Origin of the sequence: Ancylobacter terrae, assembly GCF_045108345.1 — a bacterium.
Lineage (GTDB): Bacteria > Pseudomonadota > Alphaproteobacteria > Rhizobiales > Xanthobacteraceae > Ancylobacter.
This window is the reverse complement of sequence record NZ_JBJGXH010000001.1, coordinates 2,427,036-2,445,049: the sequence shown is the minus strand read 5'-3', so window position 1 is coordinate 2,445,049 and position 18,014 is coordinate 2,427,036. Positions and strand designations below refer to the sequence as shown.

At 66.5% G+C, this 18,014-nt stretch carries 23 protein-coding genes; 13 read left to right on the top strand and 10 right to left on the bottom strand.

Annotated features, from left to right (window positions below):
* Positions 1–155: 155 nt before the first annotated feature.
* The 4 genes from xoxF5 (at position 156) to ACEUEL_RS11790 (ending at position 4,338) form a co-directional block, all read left to right on the top strand.
* On the top strand, positions 156–1,961 hold the full coding sequence (gene xoxF5, locus ACEUEL_RS11805) for a lanthanide-dependent methanol dehydrogenase XoxF5 (RefSeq protein ID WP_405705180.1): 1,806 nt from the start codon (positions 156–158) through the stop codon (positions 1,959–1,961).
* A 214-nt stretch (positions 1,962–2,175) separates the two neighbouring features.
* A complete protein-coding gene (locus tag ACEUEL_RS11800) occupies positions 2,176–2,709 on the top strand; it encodes a c-type cytochrome, methanol metabolism-related (protein WP_405706732.1) in 534 nt (177 codons plus the stop codon).
* A gap of 46 nt (positions 2,710–2,755) precedes the next feature.
* Positions 2,756–3,577 carry a substrate-binding domain-containing protein gene (locus ACEUEL_RS11795; RefSeq protein WP_405705177.1) on the top strand — a complete coding sequence of 274 codons (822 nt, stop codon included), beginning with the start codon at positions 2,756–2,758 and terminating at the stop codon, positions 3,575–3,577.
* Positions 3,578–3,621: 44 nt separating this feature from the next.
* Positions 3,622–4,338 carry a PQQ-dependent catabolism-associated CXXCW motif protein gene (locus ACEUEL_RS11790; protein WP_405705174.1) on the top strand — a complete coding sequence of 239 codons (717 nt, stop codon included), beginning with the start codon at positions 3,622–3,624 and terminating at the stop codon, positions 4,336–4,338.
* Positions 4,339–4,406: 68 nt separating this feature from the next.
* Here ACEUEL_RS11790 and ACEUEL_RS11785 read toward each other — a convergent pair whose 3' ends face one another.
* Entirely contained in the window at positions 4,407–4,928 is a 522-nt protein-coding gene (locus tag ACEUEL_RS11785; protein ID WP_405705171.1) for a cysteine dioxygenase, read from the bottom strand.
* A 158-nt stretch (positions 4,929–5,086) separates the two neighbouring features.
* Here ACEUEL_RS11785 and ACEUEL_RS11780 point away from each other — a divergent pair, with 158 nt between their 5' ends.
* Positions 5,087–5,554, top strand: coding sequence for an Lrp/AsnC family transcriptional regulator (locus ACEUEL_RS11780; protein WP_405706730.1), 468 nt, complete (start codon positions 5,087–5,089; stop codon positions 5,552–5,554).
* Between the two features lie 16 nt (positions 5,555–5,570).
* Here the strand turns inward: ACEUEL_RS11780 and ACEUEL_RS11775 are convergent, their stop codons facing one another.
* The 8 genes from ACEUEL_RS11775 to ACEUEL_RS11740 all read right to left on the bottom strand — a co-directional run bounded on the left by ACEUEL_RS11775 (position 5,571) and on the right by ACEUEL_RS11740 (position 11,339).
* On the bottom strand, positions 5,571–5,693 hold the full coding sequence (locus ACEUEL_RS11775; protein WP_405705169.1) for a hypothetical protein: 123 nt from the start codon (positions 5,691–5,693) through the stop codon (positions 5,571–5,573).
* Positions 5,694–5,833: 140 nt separating this feature from the next.
* Positions 5,834–6,091 carry a hypothetical protein gene (locus ACEUEL_RS11770; protein ID WP_405705166.1) on the bottom strand — a complete coding sequence of 86 codons (258 nt, stop codon included), beginning with the start codon at positions 6,089–6,091 and terminating at the stop codon, positions 5,834–5,836.
* Positions 6,092–6,184: 93 nt separating this feature from the next.
* The gene (locus ACEUEL_RS11765; RefSeq protein ID WP_405705164.1) at positions 6,185–6,850 is read right to left on the bottom strand and encodes a hypothetical protein; all 666 of its coding nucleotides are present in this window, start codon (positions 6,848–6,850) and stop codon (positions 6,185–6,187) included.
* A gap of 23 nt (positions 6,851–6,873) precedes the next feature.
* The gene (locus ACEUEL_RS11760; protein ID WP_405706728.1) at positions 6,874–7,662 is read right to left on the bottom strand and encodes an ABC transporter permease; all 789 of its coding nucleotides are present in this window, start codon (positions 7,660–7,662) and stop codon (positions 6,874–6,876) included.
* A 56-nt stretch (positions 7,663–7,718) separates the two neighbouring features.
* Positions 7,719–8,498, bottom strand: a complete 780-nt coding sequence (locus ACEUEL_RS11755) for an ABC transporter ATP-binding protein (RefSeq protein WP_405705161.1) — start codon at positions 8,496–8,498, stop codon at positions 7,719–7,721.
* Between the two features lie 105 nt (positions 8,499–8,603).
* Positions 8,604–9,029 carry a copper-binding protein gene (locus ACEUEL_RS11750; protein WP_405705158.1) on the bottom strand — a complete coding sequence of 142 codons (426 nt, stop codon included), beginning with the start codon at positions 9,027–9,029 and terminating at the stop codon, positions 8,604–8,606.
* Positions 9,030–9,064: 35 nt separating this feature from the next.
* Entirely contained in the window at positions 9,065–10,051 is a 987-nt protein-coding gene (locus ACEUEL_RS11745; protein ID WP_405705155.1) for a PQQ-dependent catabolism-associated beta-propeller protein, read from the bottom strand.
* Positions 10,052–10,076: 25 nt separating this feature from the next.
* On the bottom strand, positions 10,077–11,339 hold the full coding sequence (locus ACEUEL_RS11740) for an ABC transporter substrate-binding protein (protein ID WP_405705152.1): 1,263 nt from the start codon (positions 11,337–11,339) through the stop codon (positions 10,077–10,079).
* A 238-nt stretch (positions 11,340–11,577) separates the two neighbouring features.
* On the opposite strand from ACEUEL_RS11740, the gene ACEUEL_RS11735 reads away from it, so the two are divergent.
* The 4 genes from ACEUEL_RS11735 to ACEUEL_RS11720 are packed head-to-tail and all read left to right on the top strand — an operon-like array spanning position 11,578 to position 14,550.
* Positions 11,578–12,099, top strand: a complete 522-nt coding sequence (locus tag ACEUEL_RS11735) for a DUF3280 domain-containing protein (protein ID WP_405705150.1) — start codon at positions 11,578–11,580, stop codon at positions 12,097–12,099.
* Positions 12,100–12,110: 11 nt separating this feature from the next.
* Positions 12,111–13,085, top strand: a complete 975-nt coding sequence (locus tag ACEUEL_RS11730; protein WP_405705147.1) for an ABC transporter substrate-binding protein — start codon at positions 12,111–12,113, stop codon at positions 13,083–13,085.
* Positions 13,082–13,831 (top strand): ABC transporter permease, encoded by a 750-nt coding sequence (locus tag ACEUEL_RS11725; RefSeq protein WP_405705144.1) that lies wholly within the window; start codon positions 13,082–13,084, stop codon positions 13,829–13,831. Before ACEUEL_RS11730 ends, ACEUEL_RS11725 begins: the two co-directional genes overlap by 4 nt.
* Entirely contained in the window at positions 13,828–14,550 is a 723-nt protein-coding gene (locus tag ACEUEL_RS11720; RefSeq protein WP_405705141.1) for an ABC transporter ATP-binding protein, read from the top strand. Before ACEUEL_RS11725 ends, ACEUEL_RS11720 begins: the two co-directional genes overlap by 4 nt.
* Before the next feature lie 246 nt (positions 14,551–14,796).
* Here ACEUEL_RS11720 and fae read toward each other — a convergent pair whose 3' ends face one another.
* The gene (fae, locus tag ACEUEL_RS11715; protein WP_405705138.1) at positions 14,797–15,303 is read right to left on the bottom strand and encodes a formaldehyde-activating enzyme; all 507 of its coding nucleotides are present in this window, start codon (positions 15,301–15,303) and stop codon (positions 14,797–14,799) included.
* A gap of 513 nt (positions 15,304–15,816) precedes the next feature.
* On the opposite strand from fae, the gene ACEUEL_RS11710 reads away from it, so the two are divergent.
* From ACEUEL_RS11710 to ACEUEL_RS11695, 4 genes are all read left to right on the top strand, one after another.
* Positions 15,817–16,026: a hypothetical protein gene (locus ACEUEL_RS11710; protein ID WP_405705135.1), complete on the top strand. Its 210-nt coding sequence runs from the start codon at positions 15,817–15,819 to the stop codon at positions 16,024–16,026.
* Positions 16,027–16,139: 113 nt separating this feature from the next.
* Positions 16,140–17,060, top strand: a complete 921-nt coding sequence (locus ACEUEL_RS11705) for a hypothetical protein (RefSeq protein ID WP_405705132.1) — start codon at positions 16,140–16,142, stop codon at positions 17,058–17,060.
* A gap of 30 nt (positions 17,061–17,090) precedes the next feature.
* Positions 17,091–17,531 (top strand): cupredoxin domain-containing protein, encoded by a 441-nt coding sequence (locus tag ACEUEL_RS11700; protein WP_405705129.1) that lies wholly within the window; start codon positions 17,091–17,093, stop codon positions 17,529–17,531.
* A gap of 35 nt (positions 17,532–17,566) precedes the next feature.
* Entirely contained in the window at positions 17,567–17,818 is a 252-nt protein-coding gene (locus ACEUEL_RS11695; protein WP_405705126.1) for a hypothetical protein, read from the top strand.
* The last annotated feature ends 196 nt before the right edge of the window (positions 17,819–18,014 follow it).

Here is an 18,014-nt window from a genome sequence, read left to right as displayed (position 1 = left end):
GGCGGGGGCCCCCGTGAAGTCCGGCTGTCTTCTCCCCAGCCGGTCGTGACACGCTGCCGAAGATGACGGTCACAAGTTCAAAAAAAGATAAGCGGTCGCGTATCGGCGCTCAGCGTCGGTCTCGCCCGGAGGATCGTATTCAGGAGGAGATGCGCATGCGCAAGTATGCATATGCGGCCTTGATTCTGGGGTCGGCGGCCTATTGTGGTCCGGCGATGGCCAATGACGGGCTGACGAATATTATCAAAGACCCCAAGCAGTGGGGCATCCAGACCGGCGATTACGCCAACACCCGTTTCTCCAAGCTCAACCAGATCAACGCCGGCAACGTGAACAAGCTCCAGGTCGCCTGGACGTTCTCGACCGGTGTTCTGCGCGGCCACGAAGGCGGCCCGCTGGTGATCGGCGACGTCATGTACGTCCACACGCCGTTCCCCAACATCGTCTATGCGCTCGACCTCAACAATGACGGCCGCATCCTGTGGCGCTACGAGCCCAAGCAGGATCCGAACGTCATCCCGGTGATGTGCTGCGATACCGTCAACCGCGGTCTCGCCTACTCCAACGGCATGATCTACCTGCATCAGGCCGACACCACGCTGGTGGCGCTCGACGCCAAGACCGGCCAGGTGAAGTGGAAGGCCGTCAACGGCGACCCGACCAAGGGCGAGACCAACACCGCGACCGTGCTGCCGGTCAAGGACAAGGTCATCGTCGGCATCTCGGGCGGCGAATTCGGCGTGCGCTGCCACGTGACCGCCTACGACACCGCCACCGGCAAGCAGGTGTGGCGCGGCTATTCGATGGGCCCCGACAACGAGATGCTCGTCGATCCGGCCAAGACCACGGCGCTCGGCAAGCCGGTCGGCCCCGATTCCTCGCTGAAGAGCTGGGAAGGCGATCAGTGGAAGATCGGCGGCGGCTGCACCTGGGGCTGGTATTCGTACGATCCCGAAACCAACCTCGTCTATTACGGCTCCGGTAACCCCTCGACCTGGAACCCGGCTCAGCGTCCCGGCGACAACAAGTGGTCGATGACGATCTGGGCCCGTGACGCGGATACTGGCGTCGCCAAGTGGGTCTACCAGATGACGCCCCACGACGAGTGGGATTTCGACGGCGTCAACGAGATGATCCTCACGGATCAGGACTTCAACGGCCAGCCGCGCAAGCTGCTGACGCATTTCGACCGCAACGGCTTCGGCTACACGCTGGACCGCGTCTCGGGCGAATTGCTGGTGGCCGAGAAGTATGACCCGGCCGTCAACTGGGCGACCAAGGTCGACATGGACCGGAACAGCCCGACCTTCGGTCGTCCGCTGGTCGTGGCCAAGTATTCGACCGCGCAGGGTGGTGAGGACGTCAACACCAAGGGCATCTGCCCGGCGGCGCTCGGCACCAAGGATCAGCAGCCGGCGGCCTACTCGCCCAAGACCAAGCTGTTCTACGTGCCCACCAACCACGTCTGCATGGACTACGAGCCGTTCCGCGTGAGCTACACGGCGGGCCAGCCCTATGTCGGTGCGACGCTCTCGATGTTCCCCGCGCCGAACAGCCATGGCGGCATGGGCAACTTCATCGCCTGGGACAACACCAAGGGCAAGATCGTGTGGTCGCTGCCCGAGCCCTTCTCGGTGTGGTCCGGCGCGCTCGCGACCGATGGCGACATCGTGTTCTACGGCACGCTCGAGGGCTATCTGAAGGCGGTGGACTCCAAGACGGGCAAGGAACTCTACAAGTTCAAGACCCCGTCGGGCATCATCGGCAACGTCACCACCTATGAGCACAAGGGCAAGCAGTACATCGCCATCCTGTCGGGTGTCGGTGGCTGGGCGGGCATCGGCCTGGCGGCCGGCCTGACCGACCCGAATGCCGGTCTCGGTGCGGTGGGTGGCTATGCGGCCCTCTCCAACTACACCAACCTCGGCGGACAGCTGACGGTCTTCGGTCTGCCGAACTGATCGGCACGGACGACCGTTCGAGCCTAACCGCTTGAACTGCACGGCAAAGGGGCCTGGCCATCGGAACATACCGGTGAGCCAGGCCCCGGCGTCTCGAAAACCTGTTCCTTATGAACATCTTAGAAGAATTCCAGGCCAGCGCTCTTCCTGACCTGGCCCCTTCGGGAGCGTCCACATGAAGTATTTCCTGCCCGGACGGCTGGTGGCATCGCCGATGGCGCTGCTGGTGGCGGTCTGCCTCGCCTCCGCCCTCGCGCCGCGCATCGCAGCCGCCCAGGGCGCACCGGCGCCCGCCGTCGCCAACCCGCCGGCTGAGAAGGACGAACTCGGCAAGTACGTCACCCCGGAAGGGCAGCCGACCTATCATGTCGGCGAGGACGGCACGATCGACTGGTATGCCTATTCCGGCTACCGCCGCTACCATGCCGAATGCCATGTCTGCCACGGTCCCGACGGCATGGGCTCGACCTATGCCCCGGCCCTTGCCAACTCGCTCAAGACGATGACCTACGACCAGTTCTTCGAGATCGTCGTCAACGGCAAGCGCAATGTCGGCCACGGCACGGCGGACCAGGTGATGCCGGCTTTCGGCGAGAACCTGAACGTGATGTGCTATCTCGACGACATCTACGTCTACCTGAAGGCCCGCGCCGACGGGGCGCTCGACCGCACCCGCCCGAGCAAGCGCGAGGACAAGACGAAGGCGTACACAGCCAATGAGAATCAGTGCTTCGGACGTCCGAACTGATCGCAGCCGGCGCGGCGGGGGGCGGATAGCGCCGTCCCGCGCCGCGGTGGGCGCGGCGGCCCTCGGCCTCGCCGCGTTGCTGCTGGGGTTCCCGGCCGCGCAGGCGCAGGTCTCCGATCTCGTCGACCGCGCCACGCTGCGCGTCTGCGCGGACCCGGCCAACATGCCCTTCACCGACGAGAAGGGCGAGGGGTTCGAGAACAAGATCGCCGAGCTGCTGGCGAGCGATCTCGGCGTGCCGGTCGACTACACCTGGTTTCCCCAGGCCACCGGCTTCTACCGCATGACGCTCGGCGCCAAGCGCTGCGACATCGTCATGGGCTATGTGGCGGGCGGCGACCCGGTGTTGAACACCAATCCCTACTACACCTCCGCCTGGGTGCTGGTCTCCCGCAAGGGCGGCCCGATCGAGGGTGTCGACAGCTTCGCCGATCCGCGCCTCAAGGGCCTTCGGCTCGGCGTGGTGGCGGGGACGCCGCCGGCCGATCTCATGGGGCGCAACGGCCTGCTCGCCTTCGCCAAGCCCTATTCGCTGATGGTCGACCGACGCTTCGAAAGCCCGGCCGAGCAGATGATCGCGGATATCGATTCGGGCGAGATCGACGGCGGCATCCTCTGGGGACCGATCGGGGGCTACTTCGCGTCCCGTTCCAAGACCCCGCTCGATGTCGTGCCGCTGGTGAAGGAGCGGGGCGACCCCGCCATGGTCTACCGCATCACCTTCGGCATCCGTCCCGGCGAGTTGAAGTGGAAGCACCAGCTGAACGACTTCATCGCCCGCCGGCAGCCGGACATCGACCGCATCCTGAAGTCCTACGGCGTGCCGCTGGTCGAGGAACGCGGCCGACCGGCGACGGCCTCGCCCTGAGCGGCGGATGATGCGGGAGCCAGCACCATGAGCGAGGCGGCAAAATGAGCGCTCCGGCCGATACGCGTCGTGTCTTCGCCGAGCCGAACGATCGGCCCGCGACGCGTTTCGGCCTCGAGAAACGCCATGGGATCCGCCTTGCCGCGGGCCGGCGCGAGGGATCGCTCGCGCCCTATGCCTGGATCGCCATCGCCGGACTGGCACTGGTGCTGCTGACGCTCGCGCCGGCACATGCGCAGGCTCCCGCCGCGGGTGTTCAGGGGGCGTCGCCCGCGGCACCCGTCGACGAGCCGGCCGACTACCGCATGGAGGCCTACCGTGCGCCGACGCCGGCGACGCTCAAGGGCGCACGGGTGCTCGATACCCCGCAGGCGCAGGCGCTGTGGCGCGACAAGGCGGCGATCTTCGTCGACGTCATGCCCCGCGACGTGAAGCCGGCCAACCTGCCCGCCGGCACCGTCTGGCGCGACAAGCGGCGCGATCACCTGCCGGGCAGCGTCTGGCTGCCCAATGTCGGCTATGGCGCGCTCAGCCCGGAGATGGACGGCTGGTTTCGCCGCTCGCTCAGCGAGGTTGCCGGCGGCCGGATGGATGCCCCGCTGGTGTTCTACTGCCTCACCGATTGCTGGATGTCGTGGAACGCCGCCAAGCGCGCCATGGCCTATGGCTACACCGCCGTCGCCTGGTATCCGCCCGGCAGCGACGGCTGGGCGAAGGCCGGCCTGCCGCTGGAAGAGGCGACGCCGCGGCCGATGGAGTAACTCCGGGCATAGACTTCCGCGCCGGCCGCCGCGCTCCGCCGCGGTGCCCCGCGTGAGCGGAGGTGTCCCTACTGCGGCGCCAGCTCATATTCGTGATGGATCGAGGACGTGTGCATCGCGTGGTCGAAGCCGTAGATGTGCACCGACACGCAGTCGCGGCTGCCCGCATTGACCATCTGGTGGATATTCGGACCGGTCGGCAGCATGGCCGCGACGAACCCACGCTCGCGGTGGCTGACGCTCTCGACGACGACCTGGCGCGGTGCGACCGTCCGGAACCGGACCTCGTCGAGCGCGCCGCTGATCACGCCGAAGCAGCACGAGCAATGATGGTCGTGGATCGAGGTTTTCGATCCCGGCGGCCACAGGATCGCCCACGCGCTCATCTGGCTGTCGCCGAACAGCAGCGTCCGCGCATAGCGCTCGCCGTTGCGCTCCAGCCGGACGTGGTCGAGAAGCGCCGGCCGGGCGATGATCGCTTCGAGCGTCGTGCGGGCATGGTCGAGATAAGCGTCGGCGAGGGTGCGCGTCACGCGGCTCAGTTCCACGAAGGGAAGCACCTCGCCGGCAATCCGGGCAGACATGGTCATCTCAATCCTCCAGCGCGGGGCGGGGTCACCGCTGAATGAGATGAATATAGCGGGAATGGCAGAAATTTTGTTGCAAGTTTTCTTCCGAATGCCAGAGTTGCAGCAATAACTTTCCACTCTGAGTCAGCATTATGGAAAAGAATTCCACTTTGGCGGTGATCGACGATTATGATCGCCGCATCCTCGCACTGCTCCAGCAGGACGCCTCGTTGTCGACGGCCGAAATCGCCGATCAGGTCGGCCTGTCGTCGACGCCCTGCTGGCGGCGCGTCCAGAGGCTCGAGGACCAGGGCGTCATCAGCCGGCGGGTCGCGCTGCTCGATCGGAAGAAGCTGAATGTAGGTGTCACCGTGTTCATCGCCGTCCGCACCAGCCGGCACGGGCTGGAATGGTTCGAACAGTTCCACAAGGCGCTGAACACGATCCCGGAAGTGCTGGAATTCTATCGCCTGGCGGGCGGGATCGATTACCTCATCAAGGCCGTCGTGCCGGACATCGCCGCCTATGATGCGCTGTACAAGCAGCTGATCAGCAAGGTCGAATTGACCGAGGTCACCTCCATGTTCGCGATGGAGGAGCTGAAAAACACCACCGAAATCCCGCTGGCCTACGCGCCGGGGCGATAGGCCGCTCGATGCCCCCTCACTCCATCGCGTTCTGGATGGCGCGGGCGAGGGCGAAGGCGCGCTGTTCGAGGATCACCGGGCTTTCGCACACCGCCGTCACCGCCTGGGTGCGAGTGTCGTAGATGCGGGTGTCCCACAAAAGCTGCTTCTCGAGTTCGACGGCCTTCGCCTTGCCGGCGTCGCTGGTGTCCTTCTTGGCGGTGGCGAGGTCGAGGCTGTCCTGGCGGATGCGCTTGGAGAGCCGGCGAGGATGGGCGAGCGCCGGCGATTCCGATCAGCTCACGCCGCGCTCAACAAATCACGCAGCATATGCAAAGCCTGATCCCCCTCATTCGATGACGAGATCAGGCAAGGGTCGTCCCATTCATTCTGAAAGATGAGAGAGAAGCCGACGAACTGATACTCGGAGAACGTTGGGTGCTGCACAATCGATGGCTTGCCATGGAGCTTGCGAAGCAACTTTCCGATGGACGCCATGTCGGATGCCCGAAATTCCAGCGACACATGGCCGTTCGGCAAATTCAGCAATGCTGCCATCGCGGAATCCCATCTTTCGGTACTGGACCTCAAGCGCGGTGCTAGCAAAGCCGTGGCGGCGTGAGTACATGCCGACGTTCCGCGACGCTCCCCTCACTCCATCGCGTTCTGGATGGCGCGGGCGAGGGCGAAGGCGCGCTGTTCGAGGATCACCGGGCTTTCGCACACCGCCGTCACCGCCTGGGTGCGAGTGTCGTAGATGCGGGTGTCCCACAAAAGCTGCTTCTCGAGTTCGACGGCCTTCGCCTTGCCGGCGTCGCTGGTGTCCTTCTTGGCGGTGGCGAGGTCGAGGCTGTCCTGGCGGATGCGCTTGGACAGGTCGACCTGATGCTGCGCGTAGCGCTCGATTCCCGAGAGGATGCGCGAGCGCTGGGTGTTGATCTGGTCGAACACGCCGGCGAACAGCAGCGTGAGGCGCTTGTTGCGCCCGGCGCCGGCCTGTTTGGCGAAATCGTCGATCATCGTGGTGGCGCTGTCGATCGGCGTGCGGCGGGCCGCCAGCACCGGCACGAGATCCGCCACTTGCGGGTCGTCGCGCCAGGTCAGGCCCTCCACCGGATCGCCCGCCCACATCTGCGCGGCGGCGAGGCTCGCCACCTTCGGCTGGATGCAGGGCCACAGCCCCGTCGCATCCGCCGCCTGCGCCGGCCCGGGCGCGGCGTACAGCAGGAGCGCGAGCGCGGCGGCACCGAGCGTCGCGGCGCCGGGCATTGAGATGCCGCGCGCGGCGCGGGCAGGGCGGTTGGCCGGCGTGATCATGGGCGTCTCCCGTCTGTTTCTTGTCATTTGCCCGTCTCCGGGCCGCCGCGGCGCGCCATGACGCCGGCGGAAGGATCGTAAGCCACGATGGCGCCCAGAAGGAAGACGAGCGCCGTGCCCGTCACCACCGCCGCCGAGAGCGGCTCGAACTGCCCGTAGAGCGCGAAGCGGATCAGTTCGACCGCATAGGTGAACGGATTGAGGTTGCAGATGTAATACAGCACCAGACTGCTTTCGCGCACCCGCCACAATGGATAGAGCGCCGACGAGGCGAAGAACATCGGGAAGATGACGAAGTTCATCACGCTGGCGAAATTCTCGAGCTGGCGGAACAGCGACGACATCAGCAGCCCCATCGCGCCCAGCATCAGCCCGCTGAGCAGCAAAGCGGGCAGCACGGTGAGATAGCCGATCGGCGGCGCCTCCACCTCCCAGAACCAGGCGACGAACAGGAAGGCATAGACCTGCAGCAAGGAGACGCAGATGCCCGCGACGAGTTTCGAGACCAGCAGGAACCAGCGCGGATAGGGGCTGACCAGCAGGATGCGCATCGCCCCGACCTCGCGGTCATAGACCATGGAAAGCGAGGACTGCAGCCCGTTGAACAGCTGGATCATCGCCACCAGCCCCGGCGCGACATAGACCTCGTAGAGGACATAGGTCTCGTAGGGCGGGGTGATCGAGACGCCGAGCACGGCGCGGAAGCCGGCGGCGAAGATGAACAGCCACACCAGCGGCCGCACCAGCGCGGAGAGGAATCGCCCGCGCTGGTTGAGGAAGCGCAGGCCCTCGCGCCAGCAGATGCCGAGCATGCAGACGGCATAGCCGGCCGGCGTCAGGCGGGCGCCTCGCGAATGGGGGGAGGGGGTCACGCGGCGGTCTCCCGGGCGGTGTCCGCCGCCGCGGTGATGCGCAGGAACGCATCGGAAAGGTCCGCCGCCTCCGCCTGCGCCACCACCTCGCCGCGCGTGCCCTGCGCGCGCACGCGGCCCTTGTGCAGCACGACGACGCGGTCGCCCGCCTCGATCTCCTCGATGATGTGGGTGGCCCACAGCACGCCGATGCCCGAGCCCGCCACAAGGCGCCGCACCTCGGCGACGATGGACGCGCGCGAGGCGATGTCGAGGCCGACCGTGGGCTCGTCGAGCAGCAGCAGATCCGGTTCGTGCATCAGCGCGCGGGCGATCTCGATCCGACGCATCTGACCGCCGGAAAGCTGGCGGACCTTGTCCTTCGCCCGGTCCGCGAGGCCGACCTGATCGAGGACGGCCAGCGCCCGCGCCCGCCCGCGGGCGAAGCCGATGCCGTGCAGCGTGGCGTGATAGACGAGGTTCTGCGTCACGCTGAGTTCGAGATCGAGCGTGCGCGACTGGAACACCACGCCGAGGCGGGAAAGCGCGGCCGCCGGCTCGGTGCGTACATCGTGGCCGAGCACGCGGATCGCGCCCGAGCGGTTGTCGTAGAGCCGGGTGACCAGCGAGAACAGCGTGGTCTTGCCCGCGCCGTTGGGGCCCAGCAGCGCGGTGAAGCTGCCCCGCGGCACCTCGAGGCTCACATCGGCCAGCGCCGTGCGCTCGCCAAAGCGGTGCGTGACGTGCGCGACGGAGAGGGCAGGCGGCGCGCCTGTGTCGGGGGCGGCTGGCGGCATCGAGGCAGGCCCTTCAGGGACGCAAGGCGCCGCCGCCGATTCCGGCGACGACGCCATGCTGGATGACCGGCGGAAGGCCGGGCAGGATCACGTCACGACGAACGATCACTTCACGATGAATTCGCCTTCCATGCCGCGCTCTTCCATGCCCTTGCAATACCATTTGAAGGTGCCGGTGCGCACGGGAACGAAGAAGATTTCGGCTTCGCCCTCATCCTCGAATTCGAGCTCGGTGAGATGCACCGCCTTGATCTCGATGCCGCCGGCCTCGACCTTGCGCAGCCAGATGTTCTGCGCGAGGCCCGGCGATTGCCACGCGCATTCCTTGTTGCCGGTCGACTTGATCATCAGCTGGTAGGCCTTGCCGGTTTCAAGCTCATAGGTCTTCTGTGAGACGCCGAAGCCGGACTCGCCCTGGCCGACGACGAGTTCGTTGAGCTTGGTCGGCCGGATCGCGAGGTCGCCGGCCGCGAAGGCGCCGGTCGAGGTGACGAGCACGGCGAAGGCGCCGGCGGCGAGGGCGGGTTTCATGATGTCCTCCGGGTTTGGTTGGAAGCGGGGGGCACTTACGGAACCACCACGACGCCCCAGGGCGCGCGGCCGACGGCAAGCGACTTGATGACCTTCTCGGCGTTGACGTCGATGATCGAGACGTCGTTGGAATTACCATTGGTGGCGAGGATGAACTTCTCGTCGGGCGTGAAGGCGAGCTGCCAGACGCGCTGGCCGACCAGAAGGTACTTTTCCACCTCGAGCGTCTCGGGATTGACCACGGCGACGCGGTTGGCCGGACCGAGCGCGACGAAGGCTTTCTTGCCGTCCTTGGTGATGCGCACGCCCACCGGCTGGATGGCGTCCTTGTTGACGCCGGGGATCTCGAAATTGATCTTCTTGACGATCTTCCAGGTGGCCGGGTCGATCACCGAGACCGTGCCGCCGACCTCGGCGGAGACCCAGAGCTGCTTGCCGTCCTTGCGGAACTCGGCGATGCGCGGGCGCGAGTCGACCAGCACGTTCTCGATCACCTCGTTCGTCTTGGTATCGACCACATGCGCCATGTTGGTCGTCTCGGAGGTGTTGACCATGTACCGCCCGTCCGGGCTGATACCCATGCCCTCGGGCTCGACGCCGACCTCGATCTCCGCCAGCAGCTCATTGCTGTTCACGTCGACGACGGTGACCATGTTGTCGTCTTCGTTGGCGATGTAGAGCGGGTTTCCGCTGGGGTGCAGCACGAACAGCTCGGGGTCGGGCCCCGAGCGCAGCGTCTTCACCAGTTTCAGCGTCTTGGAATCGTAGACCTCGACGCGACTGTCGTCCGAGGCGGCGACATAGATCAGCTTGCCGTCGGGGCTCGCGGTCACGCCGCGCGGGCGGCGCCCGCTCTTGATGGTCTCGACGACCTTCATGTCCTTGAGGTCGATCACGCTGACCGTATGGTCGCGTTCGTTGGAGACGAAGGCGCGGTAATTGCCGGTCTCCTGCGCGCCGGCCGGCACGGTGCCGAAGGCCAGCAAGACGAGGCCCGCGGCGAGGCTGGTGCGGCGGTTCATGGCATTTTCCTCCGGGGTGTTGTTGTCAGTTGAACTTGCACTGGCTCTCGGGCTGGTCGACCCCGAGCGTATCGAGCGGCGTGCGCTGGTGCAGGAAGCCCTGCTGCGGCGAGAGCGTGACGACGTTGGTCGTGTGGGCAAGCACGATCGGCTGGCGCAGCTGATGGTCCCAGGGGCGCCAGGTCGCGGCGACGCCCTTGAACACCGGTAGATCGTAGCCGGGGCCCAGCATGAAGTCGCGCACGGTCTTCACGTCGCTGGTGCGGGTCTTGTTGCCGGCGGCGCCGATCGCCGCGACACCCTCCCAGGCCTGATAGTCGAGCGTGCGCATCAGCCGCTTGGCGCCCTTGAAGAAGCGGCTCTGCAACTGCGAGGCGCCCCAGTTCTCGACCGTCTCGTGCCAGGACAGCGGCATGAGCCCCTGCGTGCCCGTGACCGGGCGCGGATACCAGGTGTTGTAGGGAATGAGCTCGCCGAACTCGCCCAGCTCGTCGGCAATCACCACCACGTCGTGGTCAGCCACCTGGGTGACGATCGGAATCTCGCTCTGGCCGGTCTGCCGCGCGTCGGGTCCGAAATCCCAGGTCTTCTCGGCCACGATTTTGGCGCCGAATTTCTTCGCCGAGGCACGCACCGCATCGGCATAGAGCCGGTCCTCGGGCGTGCGCCCGGTCATCAGGAACCAGTTGCGCCAGCGCTTGCTGGCGAGGAACTGCGCCAGCGCGTCGGTCAGCATGGCGCGCGAGGGGGCGACGTGGAACACATTGGCGCGGCAGTCCTTCTGCCGCAGCCGGTCGTCGGTCGCCCCGACATTGAGGAGGAGCACGTCCCGGCCCTTGAGCGCGTCGGCGATCTTCAGCAGCGCATCGGCCGGCACGTCGAGCAGGAGATAATCGTTGCCGGCATCGACCAGCTTCTGCGCGGCGGCGAGCGGATCGCCGTCGGTCGGTACCAGCTCGGTCGAGAGCTTGTAGTCGAGCTTGAGGAAGCGGCCGGCGCCGAGATTGTCCCGGATGCCCAGCGCCGCGCCGGCGAGCCCGAGGTCTTCAGGGGGCATCTGCAGCGGGGCCACCCAGGGCGGATCCGGCGGCAGCTGCCGCACGAAGCCGATGCGGAAGGTCTTGTCGGCGGGAGCCGTCGCCGGCTGCGAGGTCGCCGCCGCCGTCCCCGGCGTCGGGGCCTCCGGCGCGGTCTGGGCGACGACGGGGAGCGGGCCGAGCGTCAGCGCGGCGAGCAGCGTCGCGGCGGCGGCCCCGAACCGGGGAGCACGTCTCTCTGGCGTTTCCATCCTGCTCTTCTGTCCGGCTTGCTGTGGATTTTTATCAGAGCCGGCGAAACACTACCAAAGACGAAACTGTATTCAACACAATAGATTGCATAAGAACTTAATAAGCCCGTCTATTTGCCTGCGCTGCCGGGAGATTCGACTAGGAACTAACCGAAAATTGAACAGGAGGCGTTGCGACCCGCCCGGGCCCCGATATGATCGCGGGCAAGCACACCGACCGCCGGGGAGGGCGGCCATCATGGGTCTTTTCAAGGCGGCGGCCATCGGGCTGCTGGCCTTTGCCGCGCTGTCCTCCGGCGCGCAAGCGGCCACCCGCGTTGCGGTTTTCGAGTTCGAACTGTTCGACACCTCCGGCCAGCAGGTGACGCCGACGATGCGCGCCGCGGAGGATACGCGCCTCGCGCTCATCACCCAGGAGGTGCGCCGGCTGCTCGCGCAGGCGGGCTATACCGTCGTCGACCTCGCGCCGGAAGAAAAGCGTATAATGGAAAACGCGCCCTTCCGTAACTGCAACAGCTGCGAATTGCCTATTGCCCAGGCGCTGGGCGCCGATATCGAAGTGATCGGCCTCGTGCAGAAAGTGTCCGACCTCATCCTCAACATCAACTTCCAGCTCCGCGATGTCGCCACCGGCGCGGTGCTGCGGGCCGGCAGCGCCGACATCCGCAGCAACTCCGACGAGTCGTGGATGCGCGGAACCTCCTATCTCGTGCGCAACCGCCTGCTCGATCCCCCGCTCACCGGGAAGGCGGCGCCGTGAGGGAGGCGGTGATGATCTCGCGACGTACGCTGCTCGCCGGCGCGGCGCTGGCCGCGACACTGCGCCCGGCCGCCGCCGCCTCGACCACGCTGCGGGTCGGCGCGCTGAAGACCGGAACGCTCGGCTGGATGCTCGACACCATCACCGCCGAGGGCCTCGACCGGCGGGAGGGCTTCGCCATCGAGCGCGTCGACTACGCCGCCGGGCAGGCGACCACCGTGGCGCTGCAGGGCGGAGCGGTCGATCTCATCGTCAGCGACTGGCTGTGGGCGCTGCGCCGGCGCACGGATGGCGAGGACCTCTTCTTCTCGCCCTTCTCCAACGCGCTGGGCGCGGTGATGGTGGCGAAGGACGGGCCGATCCGCTCGCTCGCCGACCTCAAGGGGCGCAAGCTGGGTGTCGCCGGCGGCGCACTCGACAAGAGCTGGGTGCTGCTGCGGGCCTATGCGCGCCGCGAACTCGGCGTCGACATGAAGGATTTCGCCGAACCGGTCTATGGCGCCCCGCCGCTGGTGAGCGAGCAGCTGGCGCTTGGGCGCGTGGATGCGGCGCTCGCCTTCTGGCCCTTCGCGGCGCGTCTCGATGCCCGCGGCTTTCGCCGTCTCATCGATGTCGGCAATGTCGTGGAGGGCCTCGGCATCACGCCGCCGCCGCCCATGACCGGCTTCGTCTGGTACGGCCGCATCATGCAGGAGAAGGGGGCGGCGCTGGCCGGCTTCTTCCGCGCCGTGGAGGCGGCGAACCGGGTGCTGGCGACCTCGGATGCGGCATGGCTGCGGCTGAAGCCGGTGATGCAGGCCGAGGGCGAGGCCGAGTTCGTCAGCCTGCGCGACTATTTCCGCGCCGGCATCCCCACCGGCTTCGGCGCGGCCGAGCGGGCCTCCTGCGCGCGCCTGTTCGAGGTGCTGGCCAGCGTCGGCGGGGCCGAGCTCGTCGGCCCCGATGCCCGCTTCGATCCCACGCTGTTCTGGCCGCCGGCTGCATGAAGGCCGCCGGCCGGCTCGGCATGACGGTGCTGTCTCTCGCGCTGCTCCTGCTCGCCTGGCAGGTGGCGGCGGTGCTGATTGCCTCGCGCCTGCTGCCGGGGCCGGGCGCGGTGCTGGACGCCATGGGGCGGGCGGCGGCCCAGGGCGAGCTCCAGCTCAACATCGCCATCACGCTCGCGCGGGTGGCGGCGAGCTTCTTCATCGCCATGGTGCTGGGCGCCGCGATCGGCATCGCGCTGGGGCGCTCGCGCCGGCTCGATGCGGTGTTCGGCCCCTGGCTCATCGTGCTGCTGAACCTGCCGGCGCTGGTCGTGATCATCCTCTGCTATGTGTGGTTCGGGCTGACCGAGGCGGCGGCGATCACCGCCGTGTCGATCAACAAGATCCCTAACGTCGCCATCACGCTGCGGGAGGGCGCGGCGGCGCTGTCCCGCGATCTCGACGAGATGGCGAAGGCGTTCCGCTTCGGCCCGGTGAAGACGCTGCGCCACGTGGTGCTGCCCCAGCTCGCGCCCTTCTTCGCCGCGGCCGCCCGATCCGGCCTCGCGCTGACCTGGAAGATCGTGCTCGTGGTCGAACTGCTCGGCCGCTCCAACGGAGTCGGCTTCGAGCTGCAGAACGCTTTCCAGCTGTTCGACGTGGCCATGGTGCTGGCCTATGCGCTGGCCTTCACAGCAGTGGTGCAACTCATCGAGATCGGCGTGGTGCAGCCCTGGGAACGGCACGCGAACCGGTGGCGGCGATGATCGGCATCGACATCGAGATCGCGGAAAAGACCTTCCCGGCCGTCGCCGGCGCCCCATCGCGCACGATCTACCGCGATTTCGGTCTCGAGGTCGCGGCCGGTGAGTTCGTGGCGCTGCTGGCGCCATCGGGCGCGGGCAAGACGACGTTGCTCAACCTGGTTGCAGGCCTCGACGGCGATTATCGGGGACGTATCCGCTTCGAGGGCGCGGCGGGTCCCGTCGCCGAGCCGCGCCTCGGCTATGTGTTCCAGAATCCGCGCCTGCTGCCGTGGCGCACCGTGCTCGAGAACATCGCCCTGCCGCTGGCAGGGCCCGATGCGGCCGGGCGCGCGCGCGATCGGCTCGCCGATGTCGGCCTCGCCGAATTCGCCGACACCTATCCCGAGCGCCTCTCGGTCGGCCAGCAGCGCCGCGTCGCGCTGGCCCGGGCCTTCGCGCTGGAGCCGGATCTCCTGCTGATGGACGAACCGTTCGCCTCGCTGGACGAGGCGACCGCCACGCGCCTGCGCGATCTCCTGCGCGCCTTGCTGGCCCGTCATGCGGCGACCGTGCTGTTCGTCACCCATGACAGCCGCGAGGCTCTGGCGCTCGGGAGCCGGGTCGTTGTGCTGGAGGGGCGGCCGCTGGCGGTGGTGCGGGATATCGGCGTGACCCTGAGCCCGGCGGAACGCGCGGGGGGCGCGGCGCTGGAGGCCCTGCGGGCGCAGCTTCAGGCCTGATCGTCCGAATTCCACTGTCGAACGCAGGCTGAAATGAAAACGGCCCGGGACGTGATCCCGGGCCGGAAAGTCGGCGGTCATTAACTGGCTGCCGGGCGGCGCCCGGCGGCCGTATCCTGTAGAGGCTTCCGGAGGCGCGGGGCGCCGCCGTCACTTGCCGAGGAACATAGCCGCCAACCGCTGGAGCAGGCCCTTCGGCGGGGCCGCGGGCGGAGGGGTTGTTTTCTGCCCAGGGTTGCTTCCGATCTAAGCGGCGAACGGATGCTTGGCGGAGGCGGCCTGCGCGAGAACGTCCTTGACCTTCGGCTCGCCGTTGACGGCGCGCTTGAGGGCTTCCTTGGTCGCCTCGTAGTTGAACTTCTGGATCTTCGCGTCGTCCGCGGCTTCCCAGTGGATGAACACGCCGACCGAGATGAACAGGTCGTCGGCTTCGTCCTCGGGGATGGTGCCGTCGGCGACGCAATCCACCACCGCCTTGGCGACGGCATACTGCGCGGGTCCGAACATCTGGACGGCCTGGCGGGCGTCCTTGATGGTCACCTTGTTGAACAGGATGGTGTTCGGCTTGGCGAGCAGGTTCGGGGTCACCACCGCGAGCAGCGAGGTGAAACCGTCCTTGTTGTTGGTCAGGGCGTTCAGGAACGAGCTTTCCGCCGCCGAGCCGCGCGGTCCGATGATCAGGTCGATGTGAGCGACTTCGTTACCGTCGCCGACCAGCGATTCGCCGATCAGCACCTTGTTGATCTTGGCCATCTAATCCTCCCAAAACGGGGTTGCTCAAATGAGTGACAGGGACCTGTCCCTCGATGATGTCCCGGCTATCTTTGTTGCAGCGTTTGAAACACCAAACCGGTTGGCCTGATAGCGCGACCACGGACACTCCACGGAGCGCACACTAGTGCTGCTTCGCGTTTTATCGCAAGGCTTTCCTCGCGAGATTCGGCGCTTTCTGCGTGGCGCCGGGGCGGCCGCCCGCAATCCCCTGCGGCGCCGCGAGGGCAACGCGACCTTCGGCCGCGCTTCGGGAACGCCGGTGCCCGATGAACGTATTGCGTGCAAACCGGAAAGCGCCGCGCCGACAATTTCAGCATGCTTCTGCGGCGATTATGTTGCATTGCAGCAATCGCGATGGCACGCTGGCGGTGTTGCGTTTTGCGTCTTGCCAGCGGCTGCGAGTGGGCGCTCGATCCATCGAGCGTATCAAGCCGTAAAGAAGTCGGGGAGAAACACTCGGGTAGCCAGATCCACGCCGACAAGGATCGAGCCATGGAGCTGATACTGTCCATCTGCCTCATCGCCTCCCCGGGCGTGTGCAAGGAAGAATATCTCTCGATGAGTGCCGAGCAGGTGTCCATGCCGACCCAGTGCATGATGGGCGCCCAGCCGATGATCGCCGAGTGGTCGGAGAGCCATCCGAAATGGCGCATCACTAAATGGCGGTGCGGGCGTCCGGCAGGGCGCGGCCAGGACATCTGAACGACGTCCGTCGAATTATAAAATAATCATAAGAATCAACTTGCTAGACAAGGCTCGCGTGATCGTTACGCTGGGTTTCGAGCATTTTCGCTTGAGGCTCGGATCGCATGCGCATGAGCGTTTCCCGGCACCTTCTCATTCTGTTCACACTGCTCGCCGGGATCGACGGCGCTGCGGCGGTTCATGCCTTTGCGGACGACGACGATACGCCGGGAGCCGCCTCGGGTGTCACGTTCGAGATCGATTCGGAGAACATCTTCGGTTTCACCGAGGGAAGCGACACCAATGACAAGGGCGAGCGGGAGTTGGAGCTCGACCTTGTCGGCGCGCTCGGTCGGCAGGCCGGGGATCCGGGTTCCGCGCATTATCGGGCGTGGGAAGCCGAGATCGAGTACCAATACGGCGTCACGCGGAACCTGACCGTGAGCCTGGGGGCGTCCTTCACCCGCTTCGACGTCTCGAACATCGCCGATCTCGACGACGTCGACCGGACGGCGTTCAACGGCGTCGGCGGCGAGATCAAGTACCGCTTCCTCAGCTGGGAGCACGCGCCGGTCGGGTTCGCGGTCTCGGTAGCGCCGGAATGGAGCCGTTTCGAGGACGACAGCGGCGAGCGCGCCGACGGCTTCGAGCTGCCCGTGAAGCTGATGCTGGACAGCGAACTCGTCTCCGAGACGCTCTTCGCCGCGGTCAATCTGACCTATGCTCCCGAATGGACGGACGGCGAGGAGGGCACGGAACGGGAATCCGCACTGGAGCTCTCCGGCGCCCTGAGCTGGCAATGCCGCCCCGGCATCTTCCTCGGCGGGGAGCTGCGCTATCTTGCCGGTTATGACGGGCTCGCCCTCGAGCATTTCCAGGGCGGCGCCTTCTACATCGGACCCAGCCTCTACGCCCAGATTTCGAAATCCGCCTACGTGAAGGCTGCCTATTCGTATCAGGTCGCGGGCTCCGCGCCGGAGGCCCTCGATTCCCTCGACCTGATCGGCCACGACCGCCAGCAACTGAAACTGAATTTGGGCATCGAGTTCTGACCGGCGCCCCAAGATGACAGGGAGGATCGCATGGAAATCCGCATTCGGCGCCTGTTCGCCGCCGTTGCCGTCGCTGGCGCGCTGCTGGCGGGGCCGGCGCTCGCCGGCGATCTCGCCAAGGGCCGCCAGGACCTGCCCGAGATCATCCTCGGCGACAAGGACGGCAATGACTTCGCCGTGCCGGTGAAGGACATCACCATGGAGGGCGGCAAGTCCTACCGCCTCAAGGTGACTTCCAATGGCGGCAAGGAATACAAGTTCATGGCACCGGAATTCTTCCGGAACGTGTGGATGAACCAGATCGTCATCAACCATCTGGAGATACACCCCTATGGCGCCCCCCACCACATCGAGTTCGATGAGGAGGGCACCATCGCGCTGGAGTTCGTGCCGATCCGTACGGGCACGTTCGACTGGTGGATCGAGGGGCTTCAGGACAAGGGCATGAAGGGCACGCTCACCGTCAAGTAGCGGCCGCTAAAAGGAAAAGGGAAGGACCATACGCCATGAAACTGACGGGAATCCTGATCGCCGGGGCGCTGCTGGTCGCCGGCACCGCGGCCGTCCGCGCGGACGATGCCAAGACCTGCACCGACGGCATTGCCGTGCTCAAGGCCGAGATCGCCAAGAAGCCGGCCAAGGCCAAGCTCGACAAGCTGAACAAGGCGCTCAAGGGCGCCGAGCGCGAACTCGGCGAGAAGGAATATGACGAGTGCATCGATTTCGTGAATGACGGCAAGAAGGCGGCCGCCGGCTAGCGCCGGGCGTCTCCATTCCGGCTCCCTCAGCCATCTGCGGGCAACGGCCCACGCGCGCCCCGGAGCGTTCTCCGGGCGCGCGTGGTGCGGTGCAGCGTGCGTGGGCGGGCCGGACGTGAAATCATGGCGATCCCTGCCCGGTCCCCTCATGGCGGCCGGGGCAACGGCATTGTTCGACAATAAACCCGGGATCGGA